Here is an 18648-nt window from a genome sequence, read left to right as displayed (position 1 = left end):
GCCGTACCCGTTCCCAGCCGGGTCCGCGACAAGATCGCGAAGTCAGACTGGAGTACTAGGAGGCCGGTACTTCGACGCTGTGATCTCCGCGAACGGGCCAGCTGCGTACGGGGTGGTCAGGCTCCTGGACGAGGTGCAACGAGGTCCGGCCGATCCCCCGGACGCCTGTGGCCCCGTCATCGAGGACCCGCAGCGCGGGTGGTTGATCTGGCTCGTGCCGCCGGGGACGAGCACCCACTGGACGTGGGCACCCCACCGGTTCGCCACCTGCCTGGGCGCGCCGCACAAGCTGGCGCTCCCACCGCTGGACCAGGCTGAGCCGCCCGGCCCGTACTGGCTGAGGCGCTGTCGTAGCGACCGACTCGTGCCAGCCGAGCCCTTGAGGCAGTACCTCGACCAGTTCGCGCCAGGCCCCGTACCGCACGAGTCCGTTCTGGGCTCGATACTCCAGACCATCTCCTGATCCCTGGGTGCGGCGTGATGGGCGTCTCGCCGCACCCGGCACCGGCTCCCGGCCGTCGCCCGGCCCACCCCACGAGCGCGGCGGCCGGGGTCCTACTCAAGAGCGGAAACTGATGCCCCTCCTCACCGTTGCCGTTTGGCCCGCGAGGCTGGCTGGTGGGCAGGGGGCCGTAGACGAGGAATCGTATGTGCCTACACCAGCCTCCGTGCCCGCCAGCAGAAGCCTCTGACCGCGAGGCCGCTCGCGCCGCAGCGCATCATCCAGAGCAGGGATGGACGTTGCTGTGCAACGGAGTCTTGATCTTCGAGGACACCGGCGAGTTACTGCCGGACGGCAAGGTCGTCGCTCCGCACCGCCCGCTCTCGCACGTGGCGGGAGCAGCGGCATGACCCCTTCCCCGCTTTGGTCCGCCATGGTTCCGTACATCACCGCCTGCCGCGGGGAGGAAGCGGACATCGCTGCCATGCTCGGCCTCCGTCCAGGGGGCGGAGGTCTGTGCTACCTGGACGAGGGCCCTGGAGACAGAGATGACCAAGGGGTCCTCTGGGCGCGGTGCTCCCAGTCCCGCGAGGACGGCTGGCCGTTCGGATCGCCCCGATGGAGCATGGTGCATCCGTCCCGGCAGCGCGAGACGATGCAGGACCTGCGGTGCCAGGTCTGCGTCGTCCAGCCGGCCAGCCGGACCGCCAGCGGCTACCTGTTCCTCGCTACGAGGCCGAAGGAGGCCAGGGAGCGGGACTGGCCCGAGGGAGTCCTTACCTGGCAGCCGCCGCTCTGCCTCGACTGCGCAGCCATAGCTATCGAGCAATGCCCTCACCTGTCGAGGTCCGGAGCAGTCGCCCTGCGGGCACGCGTGCCGCGCCTGTACGGGGTGGTCGGCACCCTCTACACCACGGGGGCCGACCTGCGGCCGGTGCCCGCCCAGGTGAGCGAGGAAGCGAGAGACCTTCCGCTGCCCTACAAGGACCATCTGCTGAGACCTTGGTTCCTCGCCTCCCAGCTCGTACGCGAGCTGCGTGGCGTAACGGTTGTCGAACTCGAACGGGAGATCGCGACAGCTCGCCGGTAGACGGCCGCCTTGGCGAGTCGGTGCGTACGAACCCGACCGCCGGTGCGGCGCAAGACCCGCCCTGGGACAGGCGGCCCTGCACGGTCCACGTGAAGGGCATGGCACCCCGGGCGGTGGCCGGGAAGCACCTCTGCGGCGTCAGGGCGTTCATACGCTCCGCACGTAGGTGTCCGGCTGTACCACCCAACCGCAAGTTCACTCGCAACTACGGGAGTTCGCATGAGTCCCCAGATCACCCACACCACGCAGGTGAAGCCCCAGGGCTCGGGCACGACGTCGGACGGCTTCGACCTGGACGTCAGCCTGGTCGAGGTGTCCGACACCGCCGGTCTGATCAGCCTGACGGACGACGGCTGCGGCGAGACCTGCGGCGCCTGCACCACCAACGTGGCCTGACCTGAGCCGCACGTCATCCAGGCCGGTGCCTTCGCGACTCACCGCGCGAAGGCACCGGCCGCCCGCCTGGACACGGAGATCGAGATGGCTTCAAGCACCGCCTTTCGCGCAGGGAAGACCGCTCTCCTGCGCGCCGTCGCTCGGCCGGAACTTCCCGTGCCCCCGTGTCCCGACCTTGACGACTCGTCCCCGTGCGGTGCGGCGGCCCGGCTCGCCTGGCTGCGCCAGGTCTGGGCTGAGGACGACGTCGCCGAGGCCCTGGAGCACGCCAGTCCTGCTCTGGCGTCGCAGGTGAGCGCCCTGTGCTCGTCCAGTGCCCCGAGCGCGCGAGACGTGCGGCGTGCCGTCGCCTCCGTGGCGCGTTACGTGCTGCGCGCCGAACGCCGGGCAACTCCGTTCGGTCTGTTCGCCGGCGTAGCACTGGCTGCCATCGGCCTCAAGCCGCACGCCGCCTGGGGCTCGGACCATACGGTCGTCGGCCGGGCGAGTGCGGAGTGGCTGACTGCCGTGATCGAACGGCTGGAGTCGTGCCCCGAGCTGATGGAACGGCTCCTGGTGGTCGTCAACAACACCACGGCGACACGCGATGACCGGCTCATCGTGCCGTACAGGTCCGACCCCCAGGGAGACCGTCGGCATGCGGTCGAAGTATCTGTGGCCCTGACCGGGCCGGTGCGGGCAGTCCTGGACGCAGCACGGGCACCGATCCCCGTAGGTGCCCTCGCGGACAAGCTCGCTGCGGAGTTCCCCGCAGCAGGCCCTGAAAAGGTGCAGCGGCTCGTACGAGAACTCGTTCAGCACGAGGTGCTGATCACGAACCTGCGCGCACCGAGTACGGAGACCGACGCACTGCGATATCTGCTGAGCCAGCTCGACTCGGTGAGTGCCGACAGCGTGACGCAGGTCGCTGACACGGTCGGCGACCTGCGTGCCGTTCAGCTCGACCTCGACGGTTGCGGTTCCCGCGGCGGCCGTGCGCGCGCCGCCGCACGGATGAGAGCTGTGGTCCCGGGCTTGAAGCGGCATCCCCTGGCGCTGGATCTTCGTCTGGACGCTGAGGTCGAGTTGCCGGAATCGGTCGCGCGGGAGATCGAGCGTGCCGCCGACGTCCTGACCCGGGTGAGCGCACACCCGTACGGCACTGCGGCGTGGAAGGCGTACCAGCGGCGGTTCTACGAGCGGTACGGCATCGGCACGATGGTGCCGCTCCGCGAAGTCGTCGCCGACAGCGGGACCGGTTTTCCCGACGGGTACCCGGGCACCCAGGCCGCCGAGGACCGCTCCCGCCTCTCCGTACGCGACGACACCTTGGTGCGGCTCGCGCAGGCCGCCGCCCTCGACGGCCGCGACGAGCTGGTGCTCACCGACGACCTGATCTCCGCGATGGACCTGGGGCCGAAGCTCCCGAGAGTGCCGCCGCACCTGGAGGTAGGTGTCCGGGTGCACGCGGCCAGCGTCGAGGAGCTGCATCGGGGGCGTTTCCGGCTGGAAGTTGCGAGCGTGTCCCGTGGCGTCGGGGTCACCACCGGCCGCTTCCTCGGTGTCCTGGCTCCCGAAGACCGCGAGCGGCTGGCAGCGGGGCTGGCCGACCTGCCGACCGCCGACGTCGGCACCATCGCCGCGCAGTTGTCGTTCCCGCCTCTGCTGTCTACGAGCGCCCACGTCACGCGGGCCCCACAGGTGCTGCCCAGGGTGATCAGCGTCCAAGAGCACCGCGACACCGGCGGCGGCATCCTGACGCCCGGCGACCTGGCGGTGGCGTGCGACGGGCGCCGCATGTATCTGGCGGCACCGGAGCTGGGTCTTCGCGTCGAGGCCGTGGGAATGCACGCGCTGAACCTCACCACGCACACCCCGCCGCTCGTCCGGTTCCTCACCGAGCTGTCCCGCGCCCAGTGCGCGCAGGTCACCTTGTTCAACTGGGGCGCCGCCAGCGCGATGCCGTTCCTGCCCCGGCTCCGCTACGGCCGCGTGGTGTTCGCCCCCGCACGCTGGCGGCTGGACGCCGCCGAGCTGCCCAGCCGCGACCGCCCGCAAGGCGAGTGGGACACCGCCCTCGAGGAATGGCGGGCCCGACGGCGGATGCCGCTGCGGGTTGTCCTGGCCGAGGACGACCGGCGCCTGCACCTCGACCTTGCCCAGACCGGACACCGCAACCTGCTGCGCCAGCACCTCAACCGCGTCGGCCTAGCCGTCTGCGTGGAAGCCCCGGCTGCCGACGCGTACGGCTGGTCCGGCGGCCGTGCCCATGAGGTCGTCCTGCCGCTCAATGCGACGCGACCGCCGGCGTGGCCCGCACTGCCGAACCCCGCACTGGCCCGCACCTTCTCCCCAGAGCAGATCCAGACGCCCGGAGCCTCGCCCCTGCTGTTGACCACCCTGTACGGCGACCTGCGCCGTCAGGATGCCCTGCTCGCTCAGCACCTCCCTGTCCTGGTGGATCGGCTCGGCAACCCACCGTGGTGGTTCATCCGTTTCCGCGACCCGGATCAGCATGTGCGGGTGCGGATCGCCCTGCCTGATCCCGATGCCTTCGCCGCGACGGCCCGCACGGTCGGCACCTGGGCCGATGACCTGCGCGCCGCCGGAGTGCTGTCGGACATGCGCTTCCCCACCTCTTACCGCGAGATGGGGCGGTGGGGTTCGGGCGATGCCTGGAACGCGGCCGAGGAGGTGTTCCGCGCGGACTCGCGCGCCGTCGTCGCCCAGCTTTCGCAGACGCACCGCCCGCCCCAGCGCGCACTGGTGGCGGCTCACACGATCGCCATCGCCGCGGCGTTCCTCGGCAGCGTGGAGGAGGCGATGCGCTGGCTGATCGAGCACATTCCGCCTGCCGCGCCCGCGACAGTACCGCGCCCGCAGTTCACCGAGGTGGTACGGCTGGCCGACCCGTCCGGCGACTGGGCAACCCTGCGCGGCGTGCCCGGTGGGCAGGCCATTGCGGAGGCGTGGGCCGACCGTGACGCGGCGCTCGCCGCCTACCGGCCGCACCTCCCCGGCCCGGACACCCAGGGCATCCGCCTGGACGATGTCCTCTCCTCGCTCCTGCACGTCCACTTCGTACGGCACGTCGCGGTCGACTTCACGGAGGAAGAGATCTGCCTCTACCTCACCCGCGCCGCCGCCCTGGCCTGGATGTCCAGGAGGGCGCGATGACTCACTCCCTCGCACTCAGGACGGCGGAGGCCGTCGCCGACCTCCTGGCCGACCCTGCTACCGCGCCGATCGGACCGGACGACGCGTCTTTGCACCGCCAGCACCTCGCGTACGGGCCGACCGGTATCGCCCTGCTGCACATCGAGCGGGCCGCCGCCGGCCTGGGACCGTGGAAGCGGGCCCACGACTGGTTCGCCGCAGCCGCCCGGCAGCCGTTCACCAGTGGCCCGGACAGCCACCCCTTCTACGGCGCCCCTGCCCTGGCACACGCCGTGGCCTGTGCCGCCGACCACCTGCCCGGCGCCTACGAGCGGGCCCGAGACTCCCTGAATCAACGGATGAGCGCCGACGTCCGCCGCCGCCTGGAGGCGGCGCACCGTCGCATCGACGCGGGGCGCCTCCCGGAGCTGGCCGAGTTCGACGCCATCCGGGGGCTGGTGGGCTACGGCGTCTACTTCCTCCGTCGCGACACGACCGGAGCCGACGTCCGCGCCATCCTCAGCTACTGCGTGCGCCTGACCGAACCGGTCACCTACGACGGCGGAGCTTGGCCGGGATGGTGGACACCGAGCGGACCGTCTGGCCGACCGGACGAACGCTTCCCGGGCGGACACGCCAACAACGGGATGGCGCACGGCATCGGTGGCGTGCTCGCGCTGCTGGCCCTCGCCGCCCGGCGCGGGGTCACCGTCGACTGCCAACGCGAGGCCGCCTACACCATCCTGGCCTGGCTTGACCGATGGGGGGAGAAGACCGGCCGGGGCGAGGCGTGGCCCTACTGGGTTACGCGAGACGAGCTGCACTCCGGCCGCCCCGATCCGTCTCCGCCACGCCGACCGTCATGGTGCTACGGAACGGCCGGTCTGGCCCGCGCCCGGCAGCTTGCCGCCCTCGCCTTCGGCGACATCGAACGCCAGCTCGACGCGGAGAACGCGCTTGTGTCCGCCCTCACGGATCGCGAGCAGCTCAAGGTGACCACGGACAACGGACTGTGCCACGGCTTCGCCGGCCTCGCCCACATCGCGGCCCGGACCGCGGAGGACGCGCACGCCTCCACTGCCGGACAGCTTCGCGCGGTGATACCGCCGCTCCTGGCCGCGGTCTGCCCGCCGGACACCGTCCCGGAGGAGGTGGCGGAGGCCGTCGTCCGGGACAAGGAAGCGGGGCCCGGGTTCCTGAACGGCGCCGCCGGGATGGCGTTGGCCCTCCTGGCCCCGGCCTCCGTGGCCCCGCCCAGATCCGCGTGGGACACCTGCCTCGTCATCGCCTGAACCACCGACCGAAGGACTCCCCATGCCCCCGGACCGCTGGCACCAGCACAACGTCACCTTCGCCGACCGCGCGACCGGCAAGCGCGTCATAGCCGACCGCCTCGGCCCCGCGCTGCTCGAAGCCGAGAACGACGGGCAGCTCACCGCCTGGTGGTTCATGAACAAGCAGCCTTGGCCGCTGCGGTACCGCTCTGCTGAGCCGTCCCCGCTCATCGAGTCCGTGCTGAGGGATCTCGTCGACGAGGGATCGGTCCGGTCGTGGGTTCCCGGCATCTACGAGCCGGAGACCACGGCGTTCGGGGGATCGGCAGGTATGAACGCCGCCCACGCACTGTTCCACCAGGACTGTCGCCACCTGCTCACCTACCCACCGGGACCCGGACGACTGGGCAGACGTGAGACCGCCGTCCTCCTGCTCAGCGCCCTGATGCGGGCTGCACGCCTGGACTGGTTCGAGCAGGGCGACGTGTGGGCCAAGGCTGCCGCACTCCGACCGGAGCCCGAGGAGCTGGCACCCGATCGTGCCGCCGCCCTGGGCAAGGCGATGAAGCGGTTGATGACCGCCGACGCCCGCAGCCTGTGCCGTCAGCGCGGTCCGCTGGAAGGCCACGACGAGTGGGTGGCCGCCTTCGAGCGGGCCGGGGCGACACTCGCCGACCTGTCCATCGAAGGCCGCTTCACCCGCGGCCTTCGCGCCATCGTCACCCACCACCTGATCTTCCACGCAAACCGCGCAGGTCTCCGCTCGGACGACCAAAGCACCCTGTTCGACATCGCACGAGAGGCAGTCATGGGATCGAGTGACAAGACCGCGTCGTCCACCGAGGGGACGCACGAAACCACTAGCGTCGGGGCGGTGAATACCGACACGCTCGCCAACTCCGAGGCCGACGCAGCGCGGCTGCGCAACGCCCTGGTCGACAAGATCCGCGAATCTGGCTACGCCCGAACCGCTGTGGTCGAGACCGCCCTGCGCACCGTTCCCCGCCACCTGTTCGTGCCCGATGCCACGCTCGAAGACGCGTACGCCAACACGCCGGTCAACGTCAAGTACGACACCGACGGCACGTCGATCTCCTGCGCCTCCCAGCCCGGAGTCGTCGCGCTCATGCTGGATCAGTTGGACGCCCAGCCCGGCGAACGCATCCTCGAACTCGGCGCCGGCACGGGCTACAACGCGGCGCTGCTCGCTCACCTCGTCGGCGAGACGGGCCACGTCACCACCATCGACGTGGACGACGACCTCGTGGAAGGCGCCCGCGCGCACCTGGCTGCCGCCGGATTCACCAACGTCGAGGTTCTGACCCGCGACGGGGCGGTCGGTCACGCCGACGGTGCTCCGTACGACCGGATCATCGCCACCGTCGGCGCGCACGGCGTCCCGCACGCCTGGATGCAGCAGCTCGCACCCGGTGGGCGCCTGGTGGTTCCCCAGCGACTCAAGGGCAGCGTCTCCCGCTCCATCGCCTACGAGCAGCGCGACGGCCGCTGGATCAGCGTCAGCAGCAAGATGAACACCTTCATGCCGCTGCGGCGCGGCATCGCCGACGACGACCGCCGTATCATCCCCCTCAGCGCGGACGGCACCGTGCGGCTCCAGGCCCCTGCCGGGCAGTACATCGACGCCGAGGCCCTGGCCGGAGTGCTGGACCAGCCGCGCGCCGGGGAGTGGACCGGCATGACGGTTCGCGCCATGGAGTCGCCCGAGTGGATGGAGCTGTTCGTCTCCTGCTCCCTGCCCAGCGGACTGATCCGGATGCTGTTCCCGGCCGACGCCAAGGGGACGCTTCTCACGGAGGACCCCTACCCCTCCTCGACCGCCGCTGTCGACAAGGGCGCCGTCACCTACCTCACCCGCCGCGTATCGGAGAAGAAGACCCCCGAGGGCGGCAAGCTGTGGGAGTTCGGCGTCGTCGGCCACGGTCCCGGCAGCGACGAGCTCGCCGCGCGGGTCGCGGGCGCCATCCGCACCTGGGACCGCGAGTACCGCGGCCGTGAAGCCACGTTCGAGATTCAGCCCCTCGACGCCCCGGCCATCGAGCAGGTGCCGGGCCTGTTCGCTCTCGACACCCCGCTGAACCGCATCGTCGTCGACTGGCGGTGACGCCAGCTCGGCTGTGAAGAAGGTGGTGCCCGTCGCACAGTCGACGGGCACCACCTCGCCCTCCTCCATCCCGGCACCGTCGCACCAGGGGGAAACATGGACCCGCACGGCCCGATAGCAAGGCGCTTTCCGCTCGTCGCCCGATTCAGGCCCGCTTGCTCGCCGCTGCCCGCCCGCGTGCAGGCCCTGGCCGAACTCGCCGTCAAGGCGACGGACCAGGGAGATCAGGGCGTTGCCTCCGCCGTCTTCAACCAGGCCGCGCTGGTCGCCTCTGACGTCGACCTGCCCGACCTCGCCCGGTCCATGTGCCACCGGCACGCTGAGGCATACCTCCGGGCAGGCCCGCTGCCCGCCATGAGCGCCATCCGTGGGCTGGAACCGCTGGTCAACCTCGCGCGCTTACAGATCCGCGCCGGCCGCAACGACGACGGACGCCAACGCCTTCTAGACCTGTACGAAGCCGTCGGCACGGGCCGCAGCGCGGTCTTCGAAGGCATCACCGTGCCAGCGGACCTCACCCGCACCGACGAGGACCGGCGGGAGGTGTACGCCTGGCTGTGGCGTGTGGTGCTCGCGGACGGCACGCGCAGCCTGACCGCGCAAGGCCGTTGGCGGGAAGCCCTGGATCACATCGAGCAGCACCGCGGTGTGGGCACACGGATGCTCGACGGCCGCCAAGTCGCCGTAGTCGCGGCCCTCACCGACGGGCGCACCGAACGCGCCGCAGAACTGCTCACCGAGACGGCACCCGGCGATCCGTGGGAGCAGGCCGTCACCGCGTGCCTGACCGTTCTATGCCGTCGCGACACCGGCCGAGACCTCGGCGACGGCGCAGAAGACCTGGTGAGCACATACCTCAACCACGAGGCCCAACCAGGCCGCACCGTCTTCGACGTTCGCCTCGGGCTCACGGTCTTGGACGCGGTCGGCGCCCAACATCCAGCAGCCTGCCGTCTCGTCGAGAATCTGCACCTCCGGACAAGGGCAGCTCGCGACGGGTACGCGGCCCGTGAGGTGCTGGCGCACGCGCTGTTCAACTCCCTCGTGCCAGACGACCAGGCTCGGGAGTGCCGTGACCTGGTCCGGTTCTGCGGACTGGGGGCAGGAGACCTGCCGGACGACCTGGCTGATGACCTCTCAGCCGCGCTCGATGCGAGCGAAGCCGTGATCGCTCGCTCCCTGAGCGTCGCGACGCCACGGTGAGCCGAGTGCGCGGAATCGGGCCTGTCGCTGCTCGCGGCTACTCTCGAACACATGAGCGTGCCTACTGAAGGGCTGACTCTGGGGGCCGTCAGCGCGATCGTCGAGAAGAAGATCCTCACCAACAAGATCCGCATCTACCGGCCTGGCGAGCCGGTGTTCAACCCGGACACGGGACAGTACGAACCCGGGCCGCCCGTCACCGTCTACGAGGGACCGGGCGCCATCTTTCCAACGGGCGGGCCGTCCGTCGTCCTGCACCTCGCAGGTCAGGCATACGTGGACGACACGCCGTCTCGGTACCGTCTGCTGACGCCGCTGTCGGCGCCGGTCGCCTCGCGCGAGGACACCGTTGCTGTCGTGGAGGCCGAAGACGAGTCAGCCATCGGCCGGACGTGGCGTGTGATCGACATCGGGGAGACCTCAACGCTGAGCATCGTCCGTACCACCTGGGTGGACCAGAACACCCAGACCACCGGAGCGTGAAGTGACGACAGCGATCGATCCGGAGGAAGTGCGGAAGGAGCTGGAGGCCAAGCTCCTGCTCGACACGGTGCGAGTCACCCGGCCCACCGGCACGCCGGCGCTCGACCCCGTAACCGGTCTCCTCGGCGAGGTACCCGCCGACCTGGTCTACGAGGGGCCTGGCGCGATGCTATCCGGGCACGGACAGGTGACTGCCGAGGGCATCATCGGCAAGCAGTGGCTCGACGACACCGTGTCCTGGTACCGGCTGCTGACGCCGCTCGGGGCGCCGGTGCCCGCCCGGTACGACCGGGTGGAGGTGACGGTTGCGCACTCGGGCAGCGCCGCAACGGGCGGTCGTGTCTGGCAGGTCCTCGACCCGGCCGAGGCGTCAACCGTGGAACTGGTCCGGGTGACGCGGCTGGACGAAATCACGCCGCCGTCCTGAGGCGAATCGGAGTGTCCGCGAACCGTCCTACGCTCGGTACATGGAGATCACGGACACTCCGCCCGCCGACATCCGGCAGGTCAGAGTCAAGGCGGACGGCAGCAAGGCTTCAATAGAGATAGACGGGAAGGACTACTCGCGAGTCGTCTCCGGCTACACCATCCACCAACAGGCGGGCAGCGTCGCGGACTTGATAATCCAGTTCGCGCAAGGCAAAACGAGCCCTGACTTCGACGGCCACGCCAGGGTCGCGGTCGGTATCCCGTACGAGCCGGGACCGGCCGCCGCCCACTTCCTCTCAGCGATCAACCCGGGTCTGCTGGAGAAGGCGGCCTTGGCACGGCCGGACATGGACGGCGGCCCGCACGGCTTCACCAAGGCCGTCCTGGCGCAGCTCCAGCAGTGGGCGCGGGGGGAGTTCGACCAAGCCCAGGAGACGAGCTGATGGCATCCCCGCGAAACCCCCACCCGAACGCGCACCCGTCGGCAGGTGCGAACAGCAACGCGCCGCAGATCGCCGCTCTGTTGAATGCCCGCGCGGCAGCCGCACTCCCGGCGGTGGCCAGCGTCGTCCAGCACTACGCCATGCTCCTGGAGACCGCCATCAAGGCCAACGCCAGCGGCCGGCCGGGGCCGAACGCGCCGACGGGTGACTACCGGCGCTCGTGGACCCACGAGTTCAGCACCAGCGGCCTGAATGTCGAGGCGATCGTCGGCACCAACAAGCCGCAGAGCAGGCGCCTGGAGTACGGCTTCGTCGGGGCCGACAGCCTCGGGCGGATCTACAACCAGCCGCCGTACCCGCATGTGGGACCAGCAGTCGAACAGGTCCGTCCGGCCTTCCTGGCAGCGGTCGGAGCGGCGGTGGGCGACTGATGGCCGTATCCGGGCGAGTGCTCAGTCTCGCCGTCCAAGCGATGCTCGCCAGCGCCACCGGCCGGTCCTGCGGGTACGGATCGGCGCCCACGTCCAGCAGTCTCCCCACGGGAGCGGCCACTCCCTACAGCGTGCTCTATCCGGTCGGTTCGACCAGCGATGGCCCACCCTTCGGAGACGCCAGCGCGGACGCCCGAATCGTCTACCAGGTCACGTCAGTTGCCACCACCGCCGAGCAGGCGGAGTGGATGGCCGACAAGGTTCGCGCGGGCATGCTGGCTCGCACCGTGCTCGGTTACACCTACCCGATCACGGCCGCAGGCTACGTGGTCATGTCCCGTGAGCTGGACAAAGAAGAAGGCGTGACTGTCGCCAGCGGCGTATACAGTTACGTTCAGCGGTTCGCGATCGAGGTCACCACCCTCGGCTAACCGCCGCACCTCACCGCGGAGGCCCATCGCGGACGCCCGACCACTCGGTACGGGCCGACTCCCAGCTTGATCTGTTGGGGACGGGCCTGCCGTATTCCGGGGCCGTCAGCGTCCCCGGAGAGTGAGAGTCGCGTGGCAACCACGCAGCAGCGTTTCATGCGCCGAGGCACCACCCTCTTCTACTTCCTGCAGAAGATCGCCTCCGACGACAACATCCCCACCCGCGGCGAACTCGGCCCCACCAACGCCACCAACCTGTCGGACACGATCTCCGACGTCGAGGGCTGGTCGCTGGAGAACACCCCGATCGACACCCCCGACATGGGGTCGACGTTCGCCACCACGATCCCGGGCGAGGACAAGGCGGACAACAGCTCGCTGACGTTCTACGAGGACAAGGTCAGCGACGAGATCGAGACCCTGCTGTCCAAGGGCGTCATCGGGTACATCGCCATCCTGCGCAAGGGCGACGTGCCGCAGTCCAAGTCGCTCGACGTGTTCCCCATCCGTGTCGGCAGCCGCAGCCCCTCCTACAGCACCGCGTCGGAACCGGCGAAGTTCAAGGTCACCTTCGGCATCACCGACGAGCCCACCCTCGACGCCGCCGTGCCGGCGAAGACCGTCTGAGCCGGGGCTGCCGCATGACCACCACAGCGATATCCGAACCCCCGGCCGCCGCCGTCGCCCGCGACGCCCACTGGTCGGCGAAGATGGCGCGGCTGAAGGCCCGCAAGCTCCCCGAGCGCAGTCTGCGGCTGTGCGACGACGACGAGGCAAAGAAGAACGCCACCGATGCCGCCCTGGAACTGGCCAAGGCGCGCACTGTCGCCCGCGGGCAGTCCATCGAGCAGGGCGTCTCGGAGGCCGACCGCGAGGAGTGGACGGTCAGCCAGCCGGAAGTCGTCGCCGCGCAACTGCGGCTGGACGCCGCCGAACAGGTCCTGGAGGACGCGACGGTCGTCCTGACCTTCCGAGCACTTCCGCGTCCGGCCTGGGAACAGCTCCTGCGCGATCATCCGCCGACGGAAGCCCAGGCCGATCAGGGCATGGAGTACAACGTCGAGACCTACCCGGCGGCCCTCATCGCCGCATGCCACATCGAGCGGGACGAGTCCGGTGGCGAGGTTCCCGGCATGAGCGAGCAGGAAGCGCAGGAACTCCTCGACGCGTGGCCTGACTCCGAGGCCAAGGCCCTGTTCACCTGTGCGCTGCTGGTCAACCAGACGCTGAGGGCGGACCTGGGAAAAGGCTGACCTCCGACCCGGGCTTCCGCGCAGAGATGGAGGTCTGCGCCTCGTACGGAATCCCTCACTCGCAGTTCACCGGAGCGGGAGACGGGCGGTGGTCGGCGCTCGACCGCGCGAAGGCCATCGCCTACCTCGGCTTCTCGCGAACGGTGTGCGAGTCGTGCGGGACCAGGCCGGAGGAGTGGGACGAGCAGGCAGGTGGCGACCGCTTCGCGTACGTCACTGAGACACACCGGTGCGTCGGCTGCGAGCTGATCGCCATGGAGCAGGAACAGGTCCCGGAGGGTCCGGAGGGGCGTGGGGTGAAGGTCGGGCTTCGGCCCAGAAAGAAGGCTTAGCCAGTGGCTGGGGCCTACACCCTCTACGTCCAGGTCCAGGCCGGCGTGACCGGCCTGGTGGGAGGTCTGCGAACAGCGGCGGGCCAGGTCACCGCGTTCGGCGGGCAGGTTCGCCGCCTTGACGGCGACCTCAACGCGCTCGCGGCGCGATCGGACCGGACCCGCCGGGCGATGGCCACCGGGTTCACCGTGATGGGCGTCGCTCTCGGCGGCGCGTTCGTCATGGGCGTGCGCAGCGCCATCGAGCTTGAGAAGCACATGGCGAACGTCATGACGATCTCGAAGGAGATCAACAGCACCAACATCAGCCACTTCACGGACCAGATCGTCGAGCTGAGCACTCAGCTCCCGCAGTCGGCCGCCCAGCTTGCCGAGGGCCTGTACCAGGTCGTCTCGACCGGCTTCGACGGCGCCGACGCGATGACGATCCTCCGGGTGGCCGCCCGCGGTGCCGCCGCCGGTCTCACGACGACCGAGACGTCCGCCCGAGCCCTGCTCGGCGTCCTCAAGGCGTACGGAATGGACGCCTCACAGGCCAGCGACGTCATGGACGTCATGTTCCAGACCGTCAACTACGGCGTCGTGTCGTTCGACGAGCTGGCACAGCAGCTCGGCGACGTCGTTCCGATGGCCGCTGCGGCGGGCGTGAAGTTCGAGGACATCAGCTCGGCGCTCGCGGCGGTCACGCTCTCGGGCATCCCGGCGGCCGAGGGCGTCACGGCGCTCAACATGCTGCTGACGCGCATGATGAAGCCCACCCAAGAGCTGTCCAACATGATCAAGGGCTTCGGCTACGAGTCGGCCGCCGCTGCCCTCCAGCAGGACGGCCTGTACGTCGTCATGCAGAAGGTCCGCAACGCCACCGGCGGCAGCGCGGACCAGTTGGTTCCCCTGCTGCGTGACATCCGGGCGGTCCGCGCCGCCTTGGCCCTGTCGGCCGCCGATGGCGAGAACTACGCCGCGACCTACCAGGGCATCAGCCAGGAGGTCGAGCGCGCCGGCGCAACGCAGAAGGCGTACGCGATCCAGATGGACACCACGGCGGGCCAGTGGAGTCTGTTCCAGAACCAGGCCCAGGCCCTCGGCATCGACATGGCGCGCGTGCTGCTGCCCGCCCTTCAAGGGGTCGGGGAGGCCCTGAACGTGCTGGCCGGGGCGGTCAACGACCTGCCGGGTCCGGTGAAGTCGGTCATGGGCGTCGTCCTGGCGCTCTCGGCCGCCGCGCTGCTCGCCAAGGCGGCCTTCTTGCGGTTCGGCGCCCAGCTCACCGTGTTCCGGACCGAGCTCGCGGCGGCCCGCGCAGGAGGCTCCGCCCTCCCCGCGGTCCTCAGCGGAGCAGGTATCGCGGTGGCCGGCCTGACGGCGCTGATGACGATCGGTATCGGCGTGTACGCCGCCTACTCCGCCAGCAAGCAGAAGGCCAAGGCCGCTACCGAGGAGCTGGTCGACGCCCTCCGCAAGGAGCGGGAGGAGGGCGAGCAGGGAGCCGGACTGCGGACCCTGACGGAACAGCTCACGAACAGCGACGACGTCAAGAAGCTCAAGGACGCCGGGATCGACGTGGCGACCGCCATCGACGCGATCACCTCCGGCGGCGCGAAGCTCAAGAAGCTCAAGGACGAGCTGAACACCCAGAAGGCACTGACCTGGGACCGCGGCTCATACGCGCCCGACCCGGAATGGGACGCCGCCAAGAAGGTCCTGGACAAGCAGCACAAGATCTGGAGCAACGCGGTCAAGCAGGAGAGCCAGCTTGCCGCGAACATGGCGATCGTCAACAACAAGATCAAGAACAACCGGCGCGAGATGCTCGGGGCCTGGGACCTCACGCAGTCCCTGCCGACGGACAAGAACGGGGCGCCGCAGTTCACCGATCAGATGGAGGCGATGGCCAAGTCCCTCGCCTCGATCGTCGACCCGGCGAAGGCGTGGAAGGCCGCTCAGGACAAGGTGGCCGAGGCCAACCGTAAGGCGGGCCTGTCCGCCGACGCGTCGAAGGCATCCCTGTCGGACTACGTCGCGGAGCTGCGCAAGCAGCTCAAGGCGCAGCGCGAGTTCCAGAAGAACCTGGGCGAGCTGGCCGCCGCCGGGCGCCTCGATCTGGCGGACCATTTCTCCGACCTCGGCCCCGACTCGGCGCCGATCCTCGACGAGCTGGTCGAGCAGCTCAAGCACGGCAAGGGCAAGGTCGCTGACGAGCTGGAATCGATCATCCAGGAGTCGTCCGCCCGCTCGACGCCCGCTTTCCGTGCCGGCCTGGAGCAACTGCCCGCGATCTCGGCGAAGTACGGCAAGAAGGTAGCCGAAGCCTGGGCGGACGCGGCAGCCACCAACGACCCCAGCAAGCTCGCCCGCGTCATGCAGGACATGACCGTGGCCGACATGGAGAAGGCCGCGAAGAAGCTGCCCAAGGCAGCAGCCGCGCAGCTCGAACAGGGCATGGGGCTCCTGGCCGACGTGTCGGCCAAGTTCGGCAAGGAAGCGTCCACTTCGCTAGCGCAGTCCTTCCTCAAGGGCGACGTCACGGAGATCCGCACGCAGCTCAACGCCCTGTACGGCGCGGACCTGCCGATCAAGGCCCCCGACCTGACGGGCGTCGTAGGAGCGTTCAAGGCGGCCGGGGTCCAGTCCAACTCCGAGTGGTCCGGGATGCTCAGCCTCATCGTCGCCGTGGCCCAGCAGAAGGGCACGGCAGCAGCATCGGCCCTGACCACCGCGCTCCTGTCAGGTGACATGGCGGCGGTGCAGACGCAGCTCGACGGCATCGGCGCGTCCGTGGGACGCATCCCCGGGACCAAGACCATCACCGTCTCTGTCAACAAGCCCGCGTCGGTGACCATCCCGTTCTTCGCCAAGGTCCAGCCCACGTCGTGGGACAAGGACGCGAACGGCGTCCCCGACTCGATCCAGGCGCCGAAGAAGCAGGCGAACGGCGGCCTGATCGACTTCTACGCCGACGGCGGCGTGCGCTCCCGCCGCGAGGAGCACACGGCTCAGATCGCCCCCGCCGGCGCGTGGAGGGTGTGGGCCGAGCCTGAGACGCAGGGGGAGGCGTACATCCCGCTGGCCGGAGCGAAGCGGGCCAGGTCGAAGCGGATCTTGGACGAAGTGGCCCGTCGCTTCGGCGGAGAGGTCAGCTATCACGCCGACGGGGGTCTGTCGGGCTTCACCTACCAGCCGCAGACGCTGTACTCGCTCTCCGGGATTGCCAGCGATTCGCAGGACAAGAAGGGCAACTTCAGCCTCACGCTGTTCACGAAGAAGCTGCACCAGTCGGTGTCGACAGCGAAGCGGTGGCGCAAGGACCTGGACACGGTGGCCCGCCGAGCCGGCCAGGACGTAGCGGACGCGCTGGCGGAAATGGGCGAGGAGGGCATCTCCCTCACGCACAAGATGGCGACCGGCAGCTCGAAGTACCTGCGGTCGATGACCAAGGACCTCCGCGAGCTGGCCGAAGCCTCCAAGGCGAGCCTCGGCGAGTACACCGGGCAGCTACGCCAAGCGGTGAAGGACCAGACCGGCTTCGAGAAGAACCTGGCCAAGCTTGCCGCCAGCGGATACGGCGACCTCGCCAAGCGCCTGGCCGAGCAGGGGGACCAAGACGCGGCCGACCTCGCCGCCCAGGCCGTGAAGGACAAGAAGAAAGCGAAGGCGGCGAACGACGCCGCAGCCAGCGCCGACAAAACCATCCCCAGTGAGGACCTGCCCGACCTGGTCGCGATCATCAGCGCGGTCAAGAGCAAGACGACCGGCCTGCACGCGGTCGCTGAAGCCACCGGGCTCGACGAGGACCACATCATCGAGGTCGCCAACCTGGGCCTCTCCCGCATCAAGAGGGCGCTGGGGTCGAAGGGCGCCAAGTTCCTCTCCGACCTGAGCCGCGCGAACAAGGGCTTGTCGTACGCGAACGGCGGCATCCTCACGCCCGGCCTCTACGCCACCTCCGGCGGACTGATCAAGTTCGCCGAACCGAGCACCGGGGGCGAGGCGTTCATCCCGCTCGGCGCCGCCAAGCGCAGCAGCGCCCTGTCTGTCCTGAACGACGTCGCCACGCGCTTCGGGATGCGCCTGGCCAGCGGCGCCACCCCACCGGCCATGCGGCTCGTCGACGCCCGGCCGCCGACCGCCATCAAGGTCACCGTCGTCCAGCAGCAGCCGAAGGCCCTCGTGGAGAACATGCCGATCACCGTCCAAGGCCGCGACAGCTCGCCGCAGGAGCTGTCCGGGGAGATCATGCGCCGCCTGCGGAACGCCCAGCGTGGGGGGCGGATCTGATGCTCTCCCTCAGCGAATGGCAGATCGACTTCGGCGGGGTTCTCATCGGCCACAAGACGGCCGTGTCCATCTCCGACGTCGAAGGACTCGGGGCTGCCGAGCTGCGCACACAGGACGTGCTGAACCCTGCCGACGACGGCGCGTTTCCCGGAGTCGATCTCTACGCGCCGCGCACGGTGCGGATCGAAGCGGGAATCCGGACCGCGGGCGATCCGGCCGCTGCCCTGGACAAGCTCGCGGAGATAGAGGCTGTCGCCGCGAACGCGAAGATCCGGCGCACCGCCGGCGCGCTCGCACAGCTACGACTGCGCTGGCCCGGACGCGGCACGAGAGTCCTCTTCGGCCGCATCCGACGCGCCGAAGCGGTCTCCACCGCGCAGGCCATCCACGGCTGGATACCCCTGGACCTGGAGTTCACCGCCCTCGACCCGCGCCTGCACGACGACGAGGTTTCCAGCGTCACGCTGCCCCTGGACATCTCCAACAGCACCGAGGGCTTCACGGCGCCGCTCGTCGCCCCCATCACCACCGGCATCGCCACCCCGGAAACCAGACCGGGCTGGGTGATCAACGACGGCAACACCGGCGCGTGGCCGACCATCCGGATCTCCGGACCGGTCGCCAACCCCCGCATCCTGCACGTCGACTCCGGGCGCGTCCTGGACCTCGACATCACTCTCGGGGTCGGCGAGCGCATCGACATCGAGACCCGGCCCGGCACGCGGTGGGTCCTGCGCAACGGCAGTGGCAACGCCGCCTCGGCGCTGTCCGGCGCATCACGCCTGGACCTCTTCCAGATCCCGCCGGGCCGCAGCGAGATCCGCTGGACGGCCGCCGACTACACCAACACCACCCGCCTGACCGTCTCGTGGCGGTCGGCGTGGACCGCTCTGTAAGAAGGAGGACCCT

General features: G+C 69.7%; 16 protein-coding genes. All 16 read left to right on the top strand.

All coding sequences use genetic code 11. The annotated features are described in order from the left end of the window. Positions 1-648: 648 nt before the first annotated feature. Positions 649-852 carry a DUF5999 family protein gene (locus tag ACFF45_RS03520; RefSeq protein WP_381341693.1) on the top strand — a complete coding sequence of 68 codons (204 nt, stop codon included), beginning with the start codon at positions 649-651 and terminating at the stop codon, positions 850-852. A gap of 215 nt (positions 853-1067) precedes the next feature. Beyond that, the gene (locus tag ACFF45_RS03515) at positions 1068-1532 is read left to right on the top strand and encodes a hypothetical protein (RefSeq protein ID WP_381341690.1); all 465 of its coding nucleotides are present in this window, start codon (positions 1068-1070) and stop codon (positions 1530-1532) included. Between the two features lie 219 nt (positions 1533-1751). Next, entirely contained in the window at positions 1752-1928 is a 177-nt protein-coding gene (locus ACFF45_RS03510) for an FxLD family lanthipeptide (RefSeq protein ID WP_351728058.1), read from the top strand. Between the two features lie 84 nt (positions 1929-2012). Then, positions 2013-5084, top strand: a complete 3072-nt coding sequence (locus ACFF45_RS03505) for a lantibiotic dehydratase (protein WP_381341688.1) — start codon at positions 2013-2015, stop codon at positions 5082-5084. Then, positions 5081-6355: a lanthionine synthetase C family protein gene (locus ACFF45_RS03500; protein WP_381341685.1), complete on the top strand. Its 1275-nt coding sequence runs from the start codon at positions 5081-5083 to the stop codon at positions 6353-6355. Before ACFF45_RS03505 ends, ACFF45_RS03500 begins: the two co-directional genes overlap by 4 nt. Positions 6356-6377: 22 nt before the next feature. Beyond that, on the top strand, positions 6378-8459 hold the full coding sequence (gene fxlM, locus ACFF45_RS03495) for a methyltransferase, FxLD system (protein WP_381341682.1): 2082 nt from the start codon (positions 6378-6380) through the stop codon (positions 8457-8459). Between the two features lie 96 nt (positions 8460-8555). Next, positions 8556-9662, top strand: coding sequence for a hypothetical protein (locus ACFF45_RS03490; protein WP_381341679.1), 1107 nt, complete (start codon positions 8556-8558; stop codon positions 9660-9662). A 51-nt stretch (positions 9663-9713) separates the two neighbouring features. Next, the gene (locus ACFF45_RS03485) at positions 9714-10145 is read left to right on the top strand and encodes a DUF6093 family protein (protein WP_381341676.1); all 432 of its coding nucleotides are present in this window, start codon (positions 9714-9716) and stop codon (positions 10143-10145) included. A 1-nt stretch (position 10146) separates the two neighbouring features. Beyond that, positions 10147-10572: a DUF6093 family protein gene (locus ACFF45_RS03480; protein WP_381341673.1), complete on the top strand. Its 426-nt coding sequence runs from the start codon at positions 10147-10149 to the stop codon at positions 10570-10572. A gap of 40 nt (positions 10573-10612) precedes the next feature. Then, the gene (locus ACFF45_RS03475) at positions 10613-11017 is read left to right on the top strand and encodes a hypothetical protein (RefSeq protein ID WP_381341671.1); all 405 of its coding nucleotides are present in this window, start codon (positions 10613-10615) and stop codon (positions 11015-11017) included. Next, the gene (locus ACFF45_RS03470) at positions 11017-11448 is read left to right on the top strand and encodes an HK97 gp10 family phage protein (RefSeq protein WP_381341668.1); all 432 of its coding nucleotides are present in this window, start codon (positions 11017-11019) and stop codon (positions 11446-11448) included. Before ACFF45_RS03475 ends, ACFF45_RS03470 begins: the two co-directional genes overlap by 1 nt. A gap of 131 nt (positions 11449-11579) precedes the next feature. Then, positions 11580-11879, top strand: a complete 300-nt coding sequence (locus ACFF45_RS03465; RefSeq protein ID WP_128803074.1) for a hypothetical protein — start codon at positions 11580-11582, stop codon at positions 11877-11879. A gap of 132 nt (positions 11880-12011) precedes the next feature. Further along, positions 12012-12506 (top strand): phage tail tube protein, encoded by a 495-nt coding sequence (locus ACFF45_RS03460; protein ID WP_381341665.1) that lies wholly within the window; start codon positions 12012-12014, stop codon positions 12504-12506. A 14-nt stretch (positions 12507-12520) separates the two neighbouring features. Beyond that, positions 12521-13132: a hypothetical protein gene (locus ACFF45_RS03455; protein WP_360107431.1), complete on the top strand. Its 612-nt coding sequence runs from the start codon at positions 12521-12523 to the stop codon at positions 13130-13132. Positions 13133-13467: 335 nt separating this feature from the next. Beyond that, a complete protein-coding gene (locus ACFF45_RS03450) occupies positions 13468-17739 on the top strand; it encodes a phage tail tape measure protein (RefSeq protein ID WP_381341663.1) in 4272 nt (1423 codons plus the stop codon). Beyond that, positions 17739-18635, top strand: a complete 897-nt coding sequence (locus ACFF45_RS03445) for a phage distal tail protein (RefSeq protein ID WP_381341661.1) — start codon at positions 17739-17741, stop codon at positions 18633-18635. The genes ACFF45_RS03450 and ACFF45_RS03445 overlap by 1 nt, the downstream gene beginning before the upstream one ends. Positions 18636-18648 lie beyond the last annotated feature (13 nt).

This window comes from Streptomyces cinereospinus, assembly GCF_042430725.1.
Classification (GTDB): Bacteria; Actinomycetota; Actinomycetes; order Streptomycetales; family Streptomycetaceae; genus Streptomyces; species Streptomyces cinereospinus.
Note: the sequence above shows the minus strand (reverse complement) of the source record. Positions and strands in the feature narration are given on the sequence as shown.

Bases quoted from the DNA above. Each gene is read 5' to 3' on its own strand.
- ACFF45_RS03520 (WP_381341693.1), top strand. From the start codon at position 649: ATGTGCCTACACCAGCCTCCGTGCCCGCCAGCAGAAGCCTCTGACCGC.
- ACFF45_RS03515 (WP_381341690.1), top strand. From the start codon at position 1,068: ATGGTGCATCCGTCCCGGCAGCGCGAGACGATGCAGGACCTGCGGTGC.
- ACFF45_RS03510 (WP_351728058.1), top strand. From the start codon at position 1,752: ATGAGTCCCCAGATCACCCACACCACGCAGGTGAAGCCCCAGGGCTCG.
- ACFF45_RS03505 (WP_381341688.1), top strand. From the start codon at position 2,013: ATGGCTTCAAGCACCGCCTTTCGCGCAGGGAAGACCGCTCTCCTGCGC.
- ACFF45_RS03500 (WP_381341685.1), top strand. From the start codon at position 5,081: ATGACTCACTCCCTCGCACTCAGGACGGCGGAGGCCGTCGCCGACCTC.
- fxlM (WP_381341682.1), top strand. From the start codon at position 6,378: ATGCCCCCGGACCGCTGGCACCAGCACAACGTCACCTTCGCCGACCGC.
- ACFF45_RS03490 (WP_381341679.1), top strand. From the start codon at position 8,556: ATGGACCCGCACGGCCCGATAGCAAGGCGCTTTCCGCTCGTCGCCCGA.
- ACFF45_RS03485 (WP_381341676.1), top strand. From the start codon at position 9,714: ATGAGCGTGCCTACTGAAGGGCTGACTCTGGGGGCCGTCAGCGCGATC.
- ACFF45_RS03475 (WP_381341671.1), top strand. From the start codon at position 10,613: ATGGAGATCACGGACACTCCGCCCGCCGACATCCGGCAGGTCAGAGTC.
- ACFF45_RS03470 (WP_381341668.1), top strand. From the start codon at position 11,017: ATGGCATCCCCGCGAAACCCCCACCCGAACGCGCACCCGTCGGCAGGT.
- ACFF45_RS03455 (WP_360107431.1), top strand. From the start codon at position 12,521: ATGACCACCACAGCGATATCCGAACCCCCGGCCGCCGCCGTCGCCCGC.
- ACFF45_RS03445 (WP_381341661.1), top strand. From the start codon at position 17,739: ATGCTCTCCCTCAGCGAATGGCAGATCGACTTCGGCGGGGTTCTCATC.